The organism is Methylobacterium sp. NPDC080182 (genome assembly GCF_050281105.1).
Lineage (GTDB): Bacteria > Pseudomonadota > Alphaproteobacteria > Rhizobiales > Beijerinckiaceae > Methylobacterium.
The window spans coordinates 77,944-94,612 of record NZ_JBNNWO010000010.1 but is presented as its reverse complement, the minus strand read 5'-3'; the positions used below and the strand labels follow the sequence as shown (position 1 = coordinate 94,612).

Here is a 16,669-nt window from a genome sequence, read left to right as displayed (position 1 = left end):
CCCGCACCGACGAGCAGGCCCGCGGCGCGCCGAGCGGTCATACCGGTCGCGCCCGCACCGCCCACCCGGCAGTGCCGGCCGGCAGGGTCGCTCTCCTAGTACAGGGCCGGCACGTAGACGTTCGGGATCGGGAAGCCGCTGAAGACGAGCTTGCCGTCGACGAGCCGCAGGGGCGGGAGCGCCTTCAGCGGCGTCCCGTCGGCCGGCGCGTCCGGGCCGGGGCGCTGGGCCAGCCCCAGGAGCCCGCCGACCAGCTGGCCCACCAGCGCGCCCCTGTCCGAGCCGAAGCGCTGGCCGACGATGCTGCCGACCAGCGCGTCGACGCCGGCCGCCCGCAGGTCGATCTGCCCGGCGGGCCGGTGGGCGGCGTCGAGGGCGAGGCTGCCCTTCGCCTGGACGCGCTGCGGGCCCTTGGCGAGCGACAGGGCCGTCAGGTCCAGGGCACCGCCGGCCTGACGCCAGCGCTCCAGCTCGCGCGCCACCGTCCCGGTGCGCAGCACGGTCGCCTGCGTCAGGGTCGCGTCCAGGGCGAGGTCGGCCGGATCCTGCGTTCCGGTGACCGCGTCGAGCTGCGGTACCGCCGCCTGGTTCAGACGCAGGCTGACATCCACGGCGCCGTCGGAGTCGAAGCGGCCCGGGCTCGGCCGGGCATGCAGCTCGAGGTGCCGCCCCGAGACCGCGATCGGGCCGGGCTCGGCGCCCGTCACGGTGATGTCGGGCTTGTCGACGACCAGCGACGCGCGGCTGAAGCCCCCCGCGGCGCCGTGGAAGCTGCCCTGGAGCGCGGTCCAGGACGCGTCGCCGGTCAGCGGGCCCTGCTCGACGTGGAAGGGGCCCGCGCTCTCGAAGACGACCAGGCGGGGCTGGTAGATCTGCGCCACCGCCGTGCTCGGCCCGAGCCGGAAGCGCCCGTCGACGCGCTCGAGGGTCACGGCGCTGCAGCGCAGCTCCAGGCGGAACGGGTAGCCGCCGAGGGATCGGTCCGCGCAGGTCCAGGTGCGTCTGGCGGTCGCCTCGCGGGCGATCCAGCCGTCGATCTCGCTGGCGGCACGCTCCCGCATCCACAGCCAGCCGGCCGACCAGCCCACGACCACGAGGGCGAGCAGGATGTAGGGCAGGAACAGCCCCCGCCGGGATCGCCGCGCGCCCCGTACCGGAGCTGTCTCAGCGGCACCCTCCGGCCGCGTCCGATCCTGCACCATGCGTTCCGCTCCCCGACCCGTCCCCGCGGGGACATCGTGACCCCGGCTTGTGGCCACGCAAGGGGCGAAACTGGGGCAGCACCGCCCCGGGGTCGACCGCCGCGGACGCGATCCGTCCGCGCACGGCGCGTTCCCGGTCAGACCTGCGCCGGCTCGACGGTGTCGACCTGCAGATCCTCGACGATCGCCGTCCGCTCGGCCTCGTTCTCGGCGAGGCGGTGGACGTGCATCTCGGTGGCGCCCCGTCGGCGGACACGGTCGAGCCAGGTCCGGCGCAGGTGGTCGCGCGGGCTCTCGCTGGAACTCGCCACCGAGACCATCTCGGCAATGCCGGCATTGTCCCGGCGGACGGCGATCACCACGGCCTGCGCCATCTCGTCGAGGTCGAAGCCGCCGGCCGGGTGGACACCGACCACGTAGCGCCGGCCGGAGCGGCCGCGCCAGGCCGAGAGCGGGAGCGCGGGGGAGCCGCGCAGACCCGCGGTCGTCTTGAGGCGTTCTTCACGCACATCCTGCCTCCGGGTGCGATCGTCCTTCAGGTCGCGGAGCGCGGCCGACCAGGACAGGGCTCTTCTGTTCGCCATTTGTTCTAACCTAACGCGCGATATCCACAGGCGTCAAGGGCGACGTTCCTAGAGCGAGATGTGGCGACGATGCCCGTTATCCACAAGCCGCCGGGCGCCGGTCCGACGCGGAAAACCGCGCTCGCGAACGGCTCAGCGTCGGGCGTCTGCGGCGGCCGGCGCCTCGTCGGCCGGCACGGCGTGCCCCTCGGCCGCGAGGCCCTGGAGGCCGCCCTCGACGAGGGCGTTCGAGGCCGTCTCGAGCCGCTCCTGGGCCAGCGCCTGGAACTCCTGGCGGGGCAGGCCCGGCGGGATGGGCGGCAGGAACTCGATAACCGCCCGGCCCGGCCGGCGCACGAGGCTGTTGCGCGACCAGAACAGGCCGGTGTTCAGCGCCACGGGCAGGCAGGGCACGTTCAGGGCGGTGTAGAGATGCGAGAGCCCCTGCTTGTAGGCGGGCGGCGCCCCGACCGGACGCCGGGTGCCCTCGGGGAAGATGATGAGCTGGCGGCCGTCCCGGATCGCCGCGCCGGCGGCGGCGTTCATCAGGCTCATGGCCCGGCTGCCCTTCGACCGGTCGATCGCCACCATGCCGCTGCGCGACAGGTACCAGCCGATCAGCGGGATGAGCAGCAGCTCCTTCTTCAGGATGTAGGCGAAGTTCGGCAGCACCGTGCAGAGGGCCAGCGTCTCCAGGGCCGACTGGTGCTTGGCCGCCACCAGCAGGGGGCCGGCCGGGATGTTCTCCAGCCCGCGGAACTCGACCCGCGTTCCCGCGACGACCCGCAGGAGCCACAGGGTGATCCGCCCCCAGGCGCGGGCGAGCCGCAGCACCGACCGGCCGGAGACCAGCATGGGCAGGCCGGCGAAGGCCAGGACCGTCGTGACGGCGTAGAAGCAGACGTTGAAGGCGAGAGAGCGGAGGGCGAGCATCGGGAACCGTGTCGTGGCGGCTCCCCTGTAGCGCGCCCGCGTGTCCGCGGCCAAGGGCGACGTGCCGGGCGGGCGTCAGGTCACCTCGGGGCGATGCCCGTCCCGGACGAGCCCCGCGCCGCGCCCGGCGACCAGCCAGTAGACCAGGCCGGCGCTGGCGCCGACCAAGAACAGGATCAGCGTCAGGCGCGCCTCGCCCGCGAGGAGGGCTGCGTCGCGGGCTCCCCCGCCGGACCGGAGCGCGCCGCGCGTCAGCCAGGGGAGGGCGGCGGTGAGCAGTCCGCAGCCGGCGCCGTACCACAGCAGGCCGCGACGCCCGAGGATCTCGCCGCCGAGGCCGATCACGGCCGGGGGCACGAACAGCAGCGCGAACAGCGCCTTGGCGAGCCCGGCGAGGAGCAGGGCGAGCCCCTCCGGCGGCAGCCCGGCCGAGAGGTCCGACAGGGCCATGTCGAGCCCGGCGAGCGCCCCGCCTGACAGCCAGGCCTGGGCGGCCGGGTCGACGAGCAGCGCCAGGACGAGGACCGCGCAGCCGGCGGGGATCGCGAGCAGGAGGGCGAAGGCCCCGAGAATCAGGCGACCGAGGGCGTGCATGCCGCGAGCCTCTACACCGGGCGCCCCGGCCCGTCGCGCGGAAGCCGCGCCCGACCCTCGCGGGTCCGGCGCGGCTTCCAGGATTTCACGGCCCGGTCACGGCGGCCGCGGGGGTCGTCAGCCGTGGGCCGGGGCGGCGCCGCCGGGATCGCCGTGGGTGTGCTTCTTCCGGAACCGGCCCAGCCAGATCGAGAGGTGGCGGATCACCACGTAGAAGACCGGCGTCAGGAACAGGCCGAAGAAGGTCGCGCCGATCATCCCGAAGAACACCGCGGTGCCGAGCGCCTGGCGCATCTCGGCGCCGGGGCCGGTCGCCACGACCAGCGGCAGGGTGCCGAGGATGAACGCGAAGGCGGTCATCAGGATCGGGCGCAGGCGGAGACGGCAGGCCTCGACCGCCGCCTCGACCGGGCCGCGATGCTCCCGCTGCTCGATGTCGTGTGCGAACTCGACGATCAGGATCGCGTTCTTCGCCGCGAGGCCGATGAGCACGATCAAGCCGATCTGGGTCAGGATGTTGTTGTCCTGCCCCCGGAACTGCACGCCCGCGAGCGCGGCGAGCACACCGGTCGGCACCACCAGCAGGATCGCGAGCGGCAGCGCCCAGGATTCGTACTGCGCGGCGAGCACGAGGAAGACCAGAAGCACGCCGAGGGCGAAGACCGCGCCGGCCGTGCCGCTCGCCGCCTTCTGCTGGTAGGCGATCTCGGTCCAGTCGTACGAGTAGCCGTCGGGCAGCGCCTTCTTGGCGATCTCCTCCATGGCGGTGAGCGCCTGTCCGGTGGAGACGCCGGGCTTGGCCACGCCCTGCACCGGGACCGAATAGTACAGGTTGAACCGCTGCACGATCTGCGGACCGGTCACGTCCCGCACCGAGGCGAGGGTGCCCATCGGCACCAGGGCGCCGGTGGAGGAGCGCACCTTGATCTGCGAGATGTCCTGCACCGACGTGCGGAACGCCGCGTCGCCCTGCAGGCGCACCTGGTAGATGCGGCCCAGGGTGTTGAAGTCGTTGACGTAGGTGCCGCCGAGATCCGCCTGGACCGACGAGAACACGTTGGCCAGCGGCACGTTGAGCATCCGCGCGATGGTGCGGTCGATGTCGAGGAAGAGCTGCGGCGTCGAGTTGTCGAAGGTCGTGAACACGCGCTGCACGTCCGCGCTCTGGTTCGCCTGGGCGATCACCTCGCCGGCGGCGGCCATGAGCGGGCCGATATCCGAGGACTGGCGGCTCTCGATCTGCATCTTGAAGCCGCCGCCGTTGCCGAGACCGCGGACGGGCGGCGGCGGGATCACGATGACCCGCGCCTCCTGGATGTCCGAGGTCGCCTTCAGCACGTCGCCGGTGATGACGGCCGCGCTCCGACCCACTTCCGCGCGCTCCTTCGCCCCCTTCAGCGTCAGGAACATCACGCCGGCATTGGTCGTGTTGGTGAAGGTCGCGCCGTCGAAGCCCGCGATGATCACCGCGTTGGCCACGCCGTCGACCGTCCGGGCCTGCTTGGCGGCGCGCAGGCACACCTCCGTGGTGCGGTCGAGGGAGGAGCCGGACGGGAGCTGGACGACGCCGATCAGGTAGCCCTGATCCTGGTCCGGGATGAAGCCCGTGGGGGTCGTCTGCGCGAGGTGGAGCGTGCCAGCGATCACCGCGGCGTAGACCAGCAGCATCACGCCCAAGCCCACGATCCCGCCGGTGAGCACCCGGATCGTCCGGCCGTAGGCGTTCGACGTGGCGTCGAAGGCGCGGTTGAAGCCGTTCGCCAGCCAGTTCACGAACCGCGTCAGGAAGAACTTCGGCTCCTTGCGGGCGTGGTGGGGCACCAGCAGCAGCTTGCAGAGCGCCGGCGACAGGGTCAGCGAGTTGAAGGCCGAGATCAGGGTCGAGGCCGCGATGGTGAGCGCGAACTGCTTGTAGAACTGGCCCGAGATGCCCGGGATGAACGCCGTCGGCACGAACACCGCGGCGAGCACCAGCGCGATGGCGATGACCGCGCCGCCGACCTCGTCCATGGTCTTGTGGGCGGCGTCGCCCGGCGACAGGCCCTCGGCCATGTTGCGCTCGACGTTCTCCACCACCACGATCGCGTCGTCGACCACGATGCCGATCGCAAGCACCAGCCCGAACAGGGTCAGGTTGTTCAGCGAGAAGCCGAAGGCGGCCATCGCCGCGAAGGTGCCGATCAGCGAGACCGGGATCGCGATGACCGGGATCAGGGCGGTCCGCCAGCTCTGGAGGAACACCAGCACCACGATGACCACGAGGCCGACCGCCTCGAACAGGGTCTTGTAGACCTCGTGGATCGATTCCTCGATGAACTCCGTCGGGTTGTAGGCGATGCGGTACTCGACGTCCGGCGGGAAGTTCTTCTTGACCTCCTCCATCACCTTCTTGACCGACGCCGCCGCGTCGAGCGCGTTGGTGCCCGGCCGCTGGAAGGCGCCGATGCCGACCGCGGGCGTGTCGTTGAGGAACGAGTTGGTCGTGTAGTCCTTCTGGCCCATCTCGACGCGGGCGATGTCCTTGACCCGGACGAGGCGCCCGTCCTGCGCCTTGATGATCACCTCGGCGAACTGCTCGGGCGTCTTGAACCGCGCCTGCGACTGCACGACGAGCTGGAACGCCTCGCCCTTGGCGGCCGGCGGACCGTTCAGCTGGCCGGCGGCCACCTGCACGTTCTGCTCCTGCAGGGCCGTCGTGACGTCGGTGACCGAGAGGCCGTAGGCGGCGAGCTTGTTCGGGTCGACCCAGACGCGCTCGGCGTACTCGTTACCGCCGAAGATGGTGATGTCGCCGACGCCGTCGAGGCGCAGCAGCTCGTCGCGGATGTTCAGGTAGATGTAGTTGGCGAGGTAGTTCTGGTCGTAGGTCTTGTTCGGCGAGAGCAGGTGCACGACCAGCATCAGGTCGGGCGACGCCTTGCGGACCGTGACGCCGAGGTTGCGCACGTCCGGCGGCAGGCGCGGCTGCGCCACCGAGAGCCGGTTCTGCACCAGCACGTTCGCGATATCGAGGTTGGTGCCGACCTTGAAGGTCACGGTCAGCAGCATGTTGCCGTCGTTGGTCGACAACGACGTCATGTAGAGCATGTTGTCGACGCCGTTGACCTCCTGCTCGATCGGCGTCGCGATCGTGGCGGCCACGGTCTCGGCGTTGGCACCCGGATAGGAGGCGCGCACCGTCACGGTCGGCGGCACGATCTCGGGGTACTGCGAGACCGGCAGGCTCTCGTAGGCCACGAAGCCGAGGATCAGGAAGACGATCGACGTGACGGACGCGAAGATCGGTCTGTCGACGAAGAAATGGGCGAAACGCATCGGTCAAACCTCTGAGGCCCGCCGGTCTCCCGGACGGGGCCCTGCGTCGTCGGTGCGGGGCGCGCCGCGCGGCGCGCACGAAGGCGTTCGTGTCGAGCCCCGGGGGCTCAGGTCTTGCTCGGGGGCAATTCGATCGTCTCGGGGGTGACCTTCGCGCCCGGCCGGACGCGGGACAGGCCGTTGACCACCACGGTCTCGTCGCCCTTCAGCCCTGACTGGATCACCCGGTAGCCGTCGACCTTCGGTCCCAGCACGACGTCCTTCTGCTGGATCACGTTCTCGGGCCCGACGATGTAGACGATCCGCTTGTCCTGGTTGGCCGCCACAGCGTCGTCGGGCAGCAGGATGCCCTGGAACGGCTTGGTCGCCGGCATCGAGACGATGCCGAACAGGCCGGGCTTGATGAACAGGTCGGGGTTCGGGACGGTCGCGCGCAGCAGGATCGTGCCGGTGGCGTTGTCGACGCGGTTGTCGACGAAGTCGAGCGTGCCCTTGCGGGTGGGCTTCGCCTCGCCGGACAGGGCGATCAGGATCGGCACGCCCTTGCCCTGCTGGGTCTGGCCCATGCCGATGCCGAGGCTGTTCTGGTACTTGAGGAACGACTTCTCATCGACCGTGTAGCTGAAATAGATCGGGTCGAGGGACACGATCGTCGTCAGCATGGTCTGGTCGGCGCTGACGATGTTGCCCTCGGTCACCAGGCGGCGGCTGATGCGGCCGTTGATCGGCGCCTTCACCTCGCTGAAGTCGTAGTTCAGCTGGGCGTTGTTGAGGGCGGCCTGGGCGCTGTCGACGTCGGCCTGGGCGGTCTGCGAGGCCTGCCGGCGCTGGTCAGTGACCTGCTCGGAGATGTTGCCGCTGCGGGACAGGGTCTGCGCGCGCTCCAGGTCCGTCTGCGAGAAGGACTGGCGCGCCTTGGCGGAGGCCAGGGCCGCCTGGGCCTGCTCCAGCGCCGCCTTGTAGGGGCGCCGGTCGATCACGAACAGGACGTCGCCCTTCTTCACCGTCTGGCCGTCGACGAAGTTGATCTTCTCGAGGTAGCCGGTGACGCGGGCGCGGACCTCGACGTAATCGATCGCGTCGAAGCGGCCGGTATACTGATCCTGCTCGACGATCTGGCGCACCACGGGCTTGGCCACGGTGACCTTGGGCGGCGGGCCGCCCGGCGCCTGCGCGCGGGCCGGAGTCGCGAGGGGGCCTGCCGCGAGAGCCGCGATCAGGCCTGACAAGACGGTGAGTAGGCTGGGAAGCCGGCTGCGCATCGGGTCCTGCTGTCCGTTGGCCGACCGTCCGGTCGCGCCGGGCTTGACGATTGTTCCGCCGCGGGTGCGCCGTAACCCGCGGTCGACGGTGTTGCTTGTGCGCGAACGCACATCACGGTCCCGCGAGCCGGATTGAAACGGCAGATCAGGCGACCGTTTCGCCCGCGCTGTACCAGTCCTTGAAACCGCCCTTGTAGTGTTCGGCGAGGTCGAGCCCGGCATTCTGCGCCGCCATGAGCGCGTGGACCGAGCGGACGCCCGAGGCGCACGAGAACACCGCCCGCCGGCCGTCCTCGGCGACGAGGGCCGCGACCGCCTGTGGGTCGAAGCCGGAGAGCGGGTGCGAGACGGCGCCGGGGATGTGCCCGGCCTCGTACTCGTGCGGCTCACGGACGTCGATGATCAGCATCGAGCCGTCATCGAGCCCCTGCTTGACCGTCTCGCGATCGAGGTCGACCACCCGCATCGGCAGGATCTCCGTTCCGCCCGCTCTCGGCCAGGCTGGCTGACTGACGCTTTTCCTTATTCGTCAGACCCCGGCGGCGCAACGTGCGTCGTCGTCCCGCGACCGTCGGCCGGGGGGCAGGCGGCCGAGGAGGCCCGGCCCGGAGCGGATCGGGGCCACTGTCAGAGCGCCGCGAGGGTCGGCGCCACGGCCGCGAAATGCGCGGGCCAGTCCGGCGGCCGGTACCCGGCGAGCCGGCCGGCCAGTTCGGCGCGGAGCGACCCGTCGGGCCGCGCGAGCGCCTCGATCGCCTCGATCCAGCCCGGACCGTCCAGGGGATCGCGGAACAGCGCGAAGCCGTCGGCGATCTCGCGGTGGACGGCGATGTCAGAGGCGATCACCGGCAGCCCCGAGGCCGCGGCCTCGACGACGGGGATGCCGTAGCCCTCGGTGAAGGACGGCATCAGCAGGGCGGTGCAGCTGCGCATCAGCGCCGCCAGACCGTGGGTCGACAATCCCGAGGCCTCGATGACGTGGGCGCGCACGCCGGGGCAGCGCTCCAGCATGTCGATGGCGCTCTCCGCCTCCCAGCCCCGGCGCCCGACCACGACGAGCCGGGGTGCAGCCGCCCCGTGGCGCTCGGCCAGGAGCCGCCAGATCTGGAACAGCAGCAGGTGGTTCTTGCGCGACTCGATGGTGCCGCAGACCAGGAAGGTCGGCCGGTCGGGGGTGAATCGGGGCCCGGCGTGGCCGAAGGCGGTCTCGACCCCGAGATGGCCCACGGCCACCGGCGGCCGCCCGAACCCCTCGGCGGCGAGATGCGCGAGGGTGCGCCGGCCGGTATCCTCCGAATTCACCAGGATGGCGGAGGCGTGCCGCCCGATCGTGCGCAGGCGCGCCCGGTGCCGGTCGGCCTCACCGGACCGGCCGTATTCCGGGTGGGTGATCGGGATGAGGTCGTGGACGAAGAACGCCGCCCGCACGTCCCGCCGGCTATAGAGCCAGTCGAACCGCCGCGGGTCGTCGAGGCGCAGGTGCGAGGTGTGCAAATAGAGCGCGTCCCGGGGCAGGATCGCGACCGACCGGCCGCGCAGCGCGATGTCGACGGTCTTGCGCGCCTGGATCCGCCGCCGGTCGGCGGACCCGGCCTGCGGTCCTGCGCCGGGCGGCGGTGCGGCGGCGGGATCGCCGCAGCGGGACGCGAGCCGCCGGTAGACCGGGTCCGACGCGGCGTCCCGGTCCTCGACCCAGCCGGCCGCCACGGCCTCGACGATCTCCAGCGCCTGCGCGCGGTCGAGGATGCGCGGTCCGAACGCCGTGGAGACGACGCCGACGCCCGTCTCCGCCCGGCCGAGATAGGCGCGCGCGTAGGCGAGGTCGACGCGGTCGATGCCCGACGGGCTCGCGTGGCGCAGCCGCGTGACGAGGCGCGTGAGATCGAAGGCGATCGGTCGGTCCGTCATGATCCTCTGGCAATCGTGGGGGCGAGGCCTCCCCGTAACGGGCCTGACCCGCGAGAGCCAGCACATCCGCGCGGCCCGCGCGCCGAAGGGCTTGCGCGGGCGCGGCGCGGAGGCTAAGAGCCGCGAGCCCTAGCGGCGTCGGAGTGTAGCGCAGCCCGGTTAGCGCACTAGTCTGGGGGACTAGGGGTCGTGGGTTCGAATCCCGCCACTCCGACCAAAAAACACCCGCTACGGCAACGACTTAGCCTCTGAACCGGAGAGGCTGGCTTACTGGAACTACGCTTTAGTAATCAGTCAGTAAGCCAACGTGGGTGCCCACGGCTCTCGAATGGCTTTCTGACCGTCGGGAGAAGCGTATTGGCGTTCAAGGTCATCGATCCGGAGTCGTGCTTCACGTCGAGCGTGATTCGCGACCCCAAGCGCTTCGTGGGCAGATCCGACCTCATCGCCAACAGCGTTACGGCGCTCAACTCGCCGCAGGGACTGATCGCCATCTACGGCAAGCGCGGCGTCGGGAAGTCGTCGCTGCTCCGACAGATCCAGGATTTGGCCACCGGGAACTACGAGCTGGTCCGCCGGGCCGGGCTCGCTCACATCATCCCGCCCAAGCCACGCCGGTATTTCACGGTCTACTACGCCTGCGATTCGATCATCACCAACGCGAACGACCTCGTCACGCGGCTGTGCAACGACAGCGATCCGCTCGACGGCCTGCTCCGTCTCGTCCCCGACGGCGGCAAGGAACTAGCCGAGTTCACCCGGACCGATGAGAGCACCGGCGGCTTCGACCTGAAGGTGCTTAAGTGGGGCGTGCGCGAGCAGGACGCGACGAAGTACTCCAGCGCCGTCCCCGGCGACATCATCCAGACGTTCCGGAATTTCACTAACGCCGTCGTCGAGGCCAACAACCGCCTGTTCAACAAGCGCGACTCCGTCCTGATCCTGTTGGACGAGTTCGACGTGATCAAGGACAAGGCGGGCCTCGGCTCTCTGATCAAGTCCCTCACCAGCGACAAGGTCAAGTTCGGCATCTGCGGGATCGGCCAGGACATCGGCGAGTTGGTCGCCGACCATAGCTCGGTCGATCGCCTGATTGAGCAGGGCGCGGTCTACGTCAGGCCGATGACGATGCCCGAGACCGAGGAGATCTTCGCCGTCGCCACCAAGCTGTCGGGCGACCGGCTGGAGTTCGCGCCCAGCATGGTCCGGCGCGTCTCGGAGTTCTCGGAGGGCTATCCCTACTTCGCCCAGCTCTTCGGTCGGGCGTGCGTGCAGGAGGCCAACAACCGGGGCACGAACCGGATCGACGACGCTATCCTCGATGTCGTCCTGAGCAAGATCCGCTCCGGTCAGGCGTTCCCGAACCTCGAGGCGAAGTACCAGCGCGCGATTGGAGCCTCGGACGACCGCGCCATGCTGCTCACGCTGCTGGCCGAGCAGTCCGCCGACGAGACCAAGTTCGACGCCACACTCGGTCAGGTCGTCCTCCGCCAGAGCCGATCGACCGCACAGGACCTCGGCATCGAGTACATCGATCAGCTTCTCCCGCGACTGATCGAAGAGCGCTACGGGCCGGTCCTGGTGAAGACGCCGGATGCGCGTGGCCTGTACGAGTTCACCGATCCGGTGTTCCGCACCTATGTGAAGCTGCGCCATATCGGCAACTAGATCAGCCGGTGCCGGCACGGGCGGCGAGGCATCGGCACCTGAGCAAGATCGCGGCTGGGTTGAGATCGGCGGGAGAGATCCCTTCATCGACTCTCTTAGCGAAGCCCCGCAGGCTCACTGGCGGCCGGGATTGGCCAACTGGCGGATCGAGAATCCCATGCGCTTGATCCCCTGCCAGGCGGGGGGCTGATGGCGCCGTTGAGATCAGCACGGAGATCCTCGACCTCGACGGCACCGCCCGCCCAGCGAGACAGCGAGCGGGATCCAGACAGCGCGGCTGATTAGCTCCGTAATGCCCACAACCTCGGCGGGTGCGGCCTGGGACGTGAACATCCCTGCCTGGAGAGCAGACGGTCCGGATGGACAGCAGCAGGCCCATCAAGGTCGCCTACTCGGCCGCCGTCGGTCCGATATGCGGCAACGCTCCGCGCGCGTTTTCAACGAACGCAGCGATGTAGCGATCCAGGCAGGTTAGCGTCGAGACATGCACTTGCGCATGAACTCCTGACGCTGTGGCATAGTATAACGATTAAATGCGCTTGATCCCTTGCCGGGAATTCGGGAATAGACACCCGCTATTACGGCCTCAGACAGGCAGCGCTCTCGCTTCTCATTCACTTGAGCAATAGACGCAGTCGCGGTAGCATCAAGCGCTCCTATGACGATCATTAGTCTGATCATTGTGCATCAACAACCTCGCGCATCAGAGCGCTTCCACGTAGGCGCGCTTGAACCGAATACCAGATTCGCTCGGCTTGGACGACAAGCACTCAACCTAAATCGACGGCTTCGCAGCAACGTTCAGGGTCGTCGAGAGAATGTATCCATACAACGAGATGATGCTGCGACAGGTGATTAGCGAGGTCTGGAAGCGCGAACGGCTGTGAAGCGGCTGGGTCGGCAGGCGAAATCATGTTGCTCGTCGACTTCCGAGGGTCGGAGCGTGACAGCGCGCACGATCGAACATGAAAAGGCCCGGCACAATGGCCGGGCCTGGAGGTTCCGTAGAGCACGGGGTTCAGGTGGCACCGAGGCGATGAGTCCTCGATGCCGTGTCGATACGCGGCTTAGAAGTCGCGCTGGACGCGGACGCGGATCTGGGAGACCGAGTCCTGTGTCGCAGTGCGAACGGCGCCACCAGCATTGATCTGAGCGACGCGGCTGTAAGCCGTCGGATCCTTGTCGTTATCAATGACACGGCCATTCTTCACGCCGATCTGCGTGTAGAAGCCCTCGACACCGATATCGAGATCCTTGACGGGCGACCAGATGATGTTCGCGCCAGCGACGAACTGGTACGTGTCACGCAGGGCTTGGCTCAGGTTGAAGAACCGGGTGCCGGGGGTACCGACGCCGTTGGATCCAAAGGAGTTGGCGGGGTTCACCGCATTGAACACCAGACCCTGACCAAGGCGGGAGGCGGCCGAGAAGTTCATCTCGCCGTAGCTGCCGAACACGGCCGAACGCCACTCAGGAGCCCAGTAGTGCAGGTATGCTGCGGAAACCGTCCAGCTATCCGACTTCTGGATCTGGCCCGTGACCGGGTTGATCGTTGCATCCGAGAAGTACTGCGAGAACTTCTGGCCCTGAATGGTCGTAGCGCTCTGGTTGTAAGTTCCGGAGTACGAAGAGTAACCAGTGTAGAGCTGAGCGCCGGAACCATATGCGGCCTGCAGATAGAACGCATCACCCGGCGCGATGAAGGGAGTGTTGACTTTCAGGCCGCCCTGGACCGCGTAGCCGTATTCGCTATTGCTGTGCCGAATGTTGACGAGCGGGGCGTTGCTGCCCGTCGTCGCAGCAGTCGAGAGATTACCGACATTGAGCTCGTGCACGGCAGCCGACACCTGCGCGGAGCCCCAAGCCTGGTCGAGCCGCACAGCGCCAACAAAGTCGGGCATACGGTTACGCTCGATCACATCGATCGAGCTGAACCGAGTGGGGACACCGTTGGTGTAGCCAACGAACACGGGGGTCGGCAGCGCGGTGAGACCAAAGTTCTGAACCGCGCCGTTGGTCACCTGGGCCGTGACGCCGTTCGGCGAGAAGATCGTGCTGCGGCGGAACGTCGGATCTTCGACCGAGATCGTGGCCGACAGGCCGTTGCCGATTGTGGCGGTGTAGGCCAGCAGGTTCGTCGAGAACACGTCCGAGCCAGCTGTGGCGCCGGAGAATTCGAAGTCGTGGGCGTAGAAGTCGAAGAACGACGAGGCGCGACCGGCGGTCATGCCGGCGAACTGGATGAACGCCTTGTCCACGTTCACGAATTGCTGGGCGCGGCCGAACTGATCCTGGCCAAGGCCCGGGAAGGCTTGACCGATACGCTGCTGCGTGCCGGAGGTGCCGCCGCCGTAAGGACCGCCCGAGCGGTAGCCGGCGTCGAGGCGAACGAAGGCGCGCAGCGTGCCGTAAGCGGTCTGGGTGCGGGCATCGAGGTTGATGCGCATCCGGGTGCCGTAGCCAGCAGTGTCGCCGACACCGTTAGCCCGCGAGTAGGCGGTCTGGTAACCGCCCTCGAACCGGGCGCGGCCGGAGAGACGCAGGCAAGTGTCGGTGCCCGGGATATAAAAGAAGCCAGCGCCGTAGGCGCCGCAGACGCGGACGTACTCGATCGGAACCGCCTTCTTGACCGGGAGGTCGGCGGCGTGGGCTGCGCCTACCGCCGCGAACGCAGCAGCAGACCCGAGCAATGAGCTCTTCAAGAGCTTCATAGACATCTCCAAAGCTTCGAGACCCAATGGTGCGGACGTGCCCGGTTTTCCGGATCTGGCCGCGTAGTGCGTAGTGGCCTGCGTCTTAGGTGGCAGGCTCCTGCGGGCTCTCGCTTGGCGATGCCCCCGTGCAGCTTCACCATGTGCGAACACGTTCTGGGGAGCAACGCGGATTCCGCCGGCCTTTACCAGTTCCAAGGCGATGTTGCTGGATCGCCACAATTCCGGAAGGCATTTGCCGGCAAAGGCTTGCTGTATCGGCATGGCCGCGACACTTTTCGGCAGGTGTGCTGCGTTTCGAGGCAGGTCAAGGCGGACGCTGTGGAATGTGGGGAATCACAGAAACAGAATCGGCGCCGTGTTATGTTGCGAGCTTTGAGCCGGCCAAACTAGGGTGTCGGCGGCAAATCTTCCCTGTTTCTCATTGTGGGCATAATTGATGACCGATGCGGTCAGCGACGTCTCCGGTAGCATCAAGACTGAAGTCTTAATCCGCAAGTACGGACTTCTCCAGCCAAGCGGGTGGGCTGACGATTGCGAAACTGAAATGCGCCTTCTGGACTCACTCTGGAATAAACTTGTCGACATCCACGAAAAATACATCTTAAAATATTTGGAGTGCATATCTCGAGATGTGGGATTCTCCGAGGCAAAAGCTCAGTACGACAGCCTCGTCGCCACAAACGCTGCGGCATCTGACGTTGTCGCGTCAAAGCGGCAGCTTGCGATCATTCAGAAGGATGTGACCCGTCAGAAGGCAGATGAACTTCGTGCGCTGGAAGCCTCTCGACGCGAAGAGGTCAAGTTAGCGCGGCAGGAGAGCGGCCTCTGGTGGGGTAATTACAACGCCCTAATCCGCTCCTTCGAAAGGGCTCGGAGTGCAGCCATTCGAGGTGGTCAAACCATGCATCGTCGTTCCGGTGGAGGCGACGGCAGGATCACCAACACCCTACAAGGAGGTGCCGATGTGGAGGCCCTGTTCGACGGCAGTCTGAGCCAGATCATGGTGCGCCCGGTTTCAAAGCGCGCATGGTCGTCCGAGAGCCGCGGGGAGCGTCGCCGACTTCAGCGCACAACCCTGTCGGCCACGGTATTTGTTCGGGACGGCGAGCGCCGAACCGTATCCTGGCCGATGATCATGCATCGACCAATACCGGCGGATTGTCAGGTGAACGAGGTGATCATCACGCGTCGCCGCAACGGTAATAGGTGGCGATGGGCGGCGAGCTTCATATGCAAGCGAGCAGCTGATCGGGCGGCCCCGGCGGCGACCAATAAGAAACGGGTTGCGGTCGATGCGGGCTGGCGACGCGTTCCAGCCGGCCTTCGTGTCGCGACAGTCGTCACCGCTGGAGAGCCGCCGAGCTTCATCATATTGCCAGCAACGCTGCTGGATTCGTTCTCGATGATCGACGAGCTACGAAGCCGAGTACGGTTAAGCACTGGGCTGGGCATGGATAAGATTCAAGGGACTGATCCGAGCTCTTTTGCGCAGCCGTTCCAAGATCTACTCCGACAGTTCCAATCAATCCCGGAGAAACGGCCTGCTGACCTCGATAGATTCCTTGAGAGCGCCTTTTTTCTTGCCCAGGCCAGGGAGGATATTGGAACCGACCTGTGGTTGTGGCGCAAGGAGCACAAGCGGCTTGTGGATTGGCTTCGCAACCATCACAGAAAGATAATCGGGCACCGAGATCATTTCTACCAGAACAGGATCATTGAAGTACTGGATCAAGCCTCCGAGCTTATCGTCAACGACGTAAAGTTAGGAGAGATCGCCGCTCGAAGACCGCCGGGTTCAGAGGGTCCGTTCGTTTCGAACCGTGTGGCTCATTACCGTCGCATCGCTGCGCCGTCAGAACTGTTGCAGACGCTCAAGCATCAAGCGCAGAAACGCGGCATCACCTTTAACAAGGTAGAAGCCGAATGGCCTGTCCGGTGCCCTACGTGCCGTTCGACAGCTCGCAAAACGAGGGCCGACGCGCTGCCGCAGATCTGCGCAAACTGCGAGACAAGCTTCGACCAAGACGTGGTCGCATGCGAATCGCTGCTGTCGCCGCTTCCGACCACCAGAACAACACGTTCATCCAAGACGCGAAAGGCAGCCGAGGCCGTGGAGAACGATGCCCTAGGCAAGCCGAATCAGTCGGCCTCGGACTGAGGTCGCCATCCCCAGGCAGTAGATCTTCGTCAACGATACGATCTGCGCTGACGTGTGGTTCAAAGCACCAGCCAAACCGGTGTCGATTTGGTGATGTAGAAGTTTTCGCTACGAAGCGGCGAAACACGCGTGGGCCCTTCATCTCATTGGCTGCCGCACCTCGTCAACTCCGATCTCGAGGTCGCAACCATCTTCGGTTGGGACGCTCGGCGACCCAGGACATGCAGCCGAGATCCTGTTGGCCTGTCAGGCGGCAGGGGCGCTCGGCGACAGCCGTTGCGCAGACCACGGTGGCGAGATCGAGATGACCGATACGATGATCGACCGAATGCAGGAGCTTCCCGGCGCGTAC

The 16,669-nt window shown here is 67.3% G+C and carries 11 protein-coding genes and 1 tRNA gene; 3 read left to right on the top strand and 9 right to left on the bottom strand.

Going from position 1 to position 16,669, the window contains the following annotated elements:
* Positions 1 to 95: 95 nt before the first annotated feature.
* The 8 genes from ACQKQD_RS18070 to ACQKQD_RS18035 all read right to left on the bottom strand — a co-directional run bounded on the left by ACQKQD_RS18070 (position 96) and on the right by ACQKQD_RS18035 (position 9,777).
* The gene (locus ACQKQD_RS18070; RefSeq protein ID WP_427509073.1) at positions 96 to 1,202 is read right to left on the bottom strand and encodes a DUF2125 domain-containing protein; all 1,107 of its coding nucleotides are present in this window, start codon (positions 1,200 to 1,202) and stop codon (positions 96 to 98) included.
* 137 nt (positions 1,203 to 1,339) lie between these two features.
* On the bottom strand, positions 1,340 to 1,786 hold the full coding sequence (locus ACQKQD_RS18065) for a hypothetical protein (protein WP_012319408.1): 447 nt from the start codon (positions 1,784 to 1,786) through the stop codon (positions 1,340 to 1,342).
* Between the two features lie 132 nt (positions 1,787 to 1,918).
* Positions 1,919 to 2,698, bottom strand: a complete 780-nt coding sequence (locus tag ACQKQD_RS18060; protein WP_091976381.1) for a lysophospholipid acyltransferase family protein — start codon at positions 2,696 to 2,698, stop codon at positions 1,919 to 1,921.
* Between the two features lie 75 nt (positions 2,699 to 2,773).
* Entirely contained in the window at positions 2,774 to 3,292 is a 519-nt protein-coding gene (locus tag ACQKQD_RS18055; protein WP_427509072.1) for a hypothetical protein, read from the bottom strand.
* A gap of 117 nt (positions 3,293 to 3,409) precedes the next feature.
* Complete coding sequence (locus ACQKQD_RS18050; protein ID WP_427509071.1) at positions 3,410 to 6,607, bottom strand: efflux RND transporter permease subunit; 3,198 nt, start codon at positions 6,605 to 6,607, stop codon at positions 3,410 to 3,412.
* Between the two features lie 107 nt (positions 6,608 to 6,714).
* Positions 6,715 to 7,869: an efflux RND transporter periplasmic adaptor subunit gene (locus ACQKQD_RS18045; RefSeq protein WP_091676637.1), complete on the bottom strand. Its 1,155-nt coding sequence runs from the start codon at positions 7,867 to 7,869 to the stop codon at positions 6,715 to 6,717.
* A gap of 145 nt (positions 7,870 to 8,014) precedes the next feature.
* On the bottom strand, positions 8,015 to 8,335 hold the full coding sequence (locus ACQKQD_RS18040; protein ID WP_427509070.1) for a rhodanese-like domain-containing protein: 321 nt from the start codon (positions 8,333 to 8,335) through the stop codon (positions 8,015 to 8,017).
* Positions 8,336 to 8,496: 161 nt separating this feature from the next.
* The gene (locus tag ACQKQD_RS18035) at positions 8,497 to 9,777 is read right to left on the bottom strand and encodes a glycosyltransferase family 4 protein (protein ID WP_427509069.1); all 1,281 of its coding nucleotides are present in this window, start codon (positions 9,775 to 9,777) and stop codon (positions 8,497 to 8,499) included.
* Between the two features lie 139 nt (positions 9,778 to 9,916).
* On the opposite strand from ACQKQD_RS18035, the gene ACQKQD_RS18030 reads away from it, so the two are divergent.
* Together ACQKQD_RS18030 and ACQKQD_RS18025 are read left to right on the top strand one after the other, a co-directional pair.
* Positions 9,917 to 9,994: transfer RNA gene (locus ACQKQD_RS18030), tRNA-Pro, on the top strand.
* A 140-nt stretch (positions 9,995 to 10,134) separates the two neighbouring features.
* Positions 10,135 to 11,445, top strand: a complete 1,311-nt coding sequence (locus tag ACQKQD_RS18025; RefSeq protein ID WP_427509068.1) for a hypothetical protein — start codon at positions 10,135 to 10,137, stop codon at positions 11,443 to 11,445.
* 1,067 nt (positions 11,446 to 12,512) lie between these two features.
* On the opposite strand, the gene ACQKQD_RS18020 is transcribed toward ACQKQD_RS18025, so the two are convergent.
* The gene (locus ACQKQD_RS18020) at positions 12,513 to 14,156 is read right to left on the bottom strand and encodes a porin (protein ID WP_427509067.1); all 1,644 of its coding nucleotides are present in this window, start codon (positions 14,154 to 14,156) and stop codon (positions 12,513 to 12,515) included.
* Between the two features lie 439 nt (positions 14,157 to 14,595).
* On the opposite strand from ACQKQD_RS18020, the gene ACQKQD_RS18015 reads away from it, so the two are divergent.
* Entirely contained in the window at positions 14,596 to 16,317 is a 1,722-nt protein-coding gene (locus ACQKQD_RS18015; protein ID WP_427509066.1) for a hypothetical protein, read from the top strand.
* Positions 16,318 to 16,669: the final 352 nt, after the last annotated feature.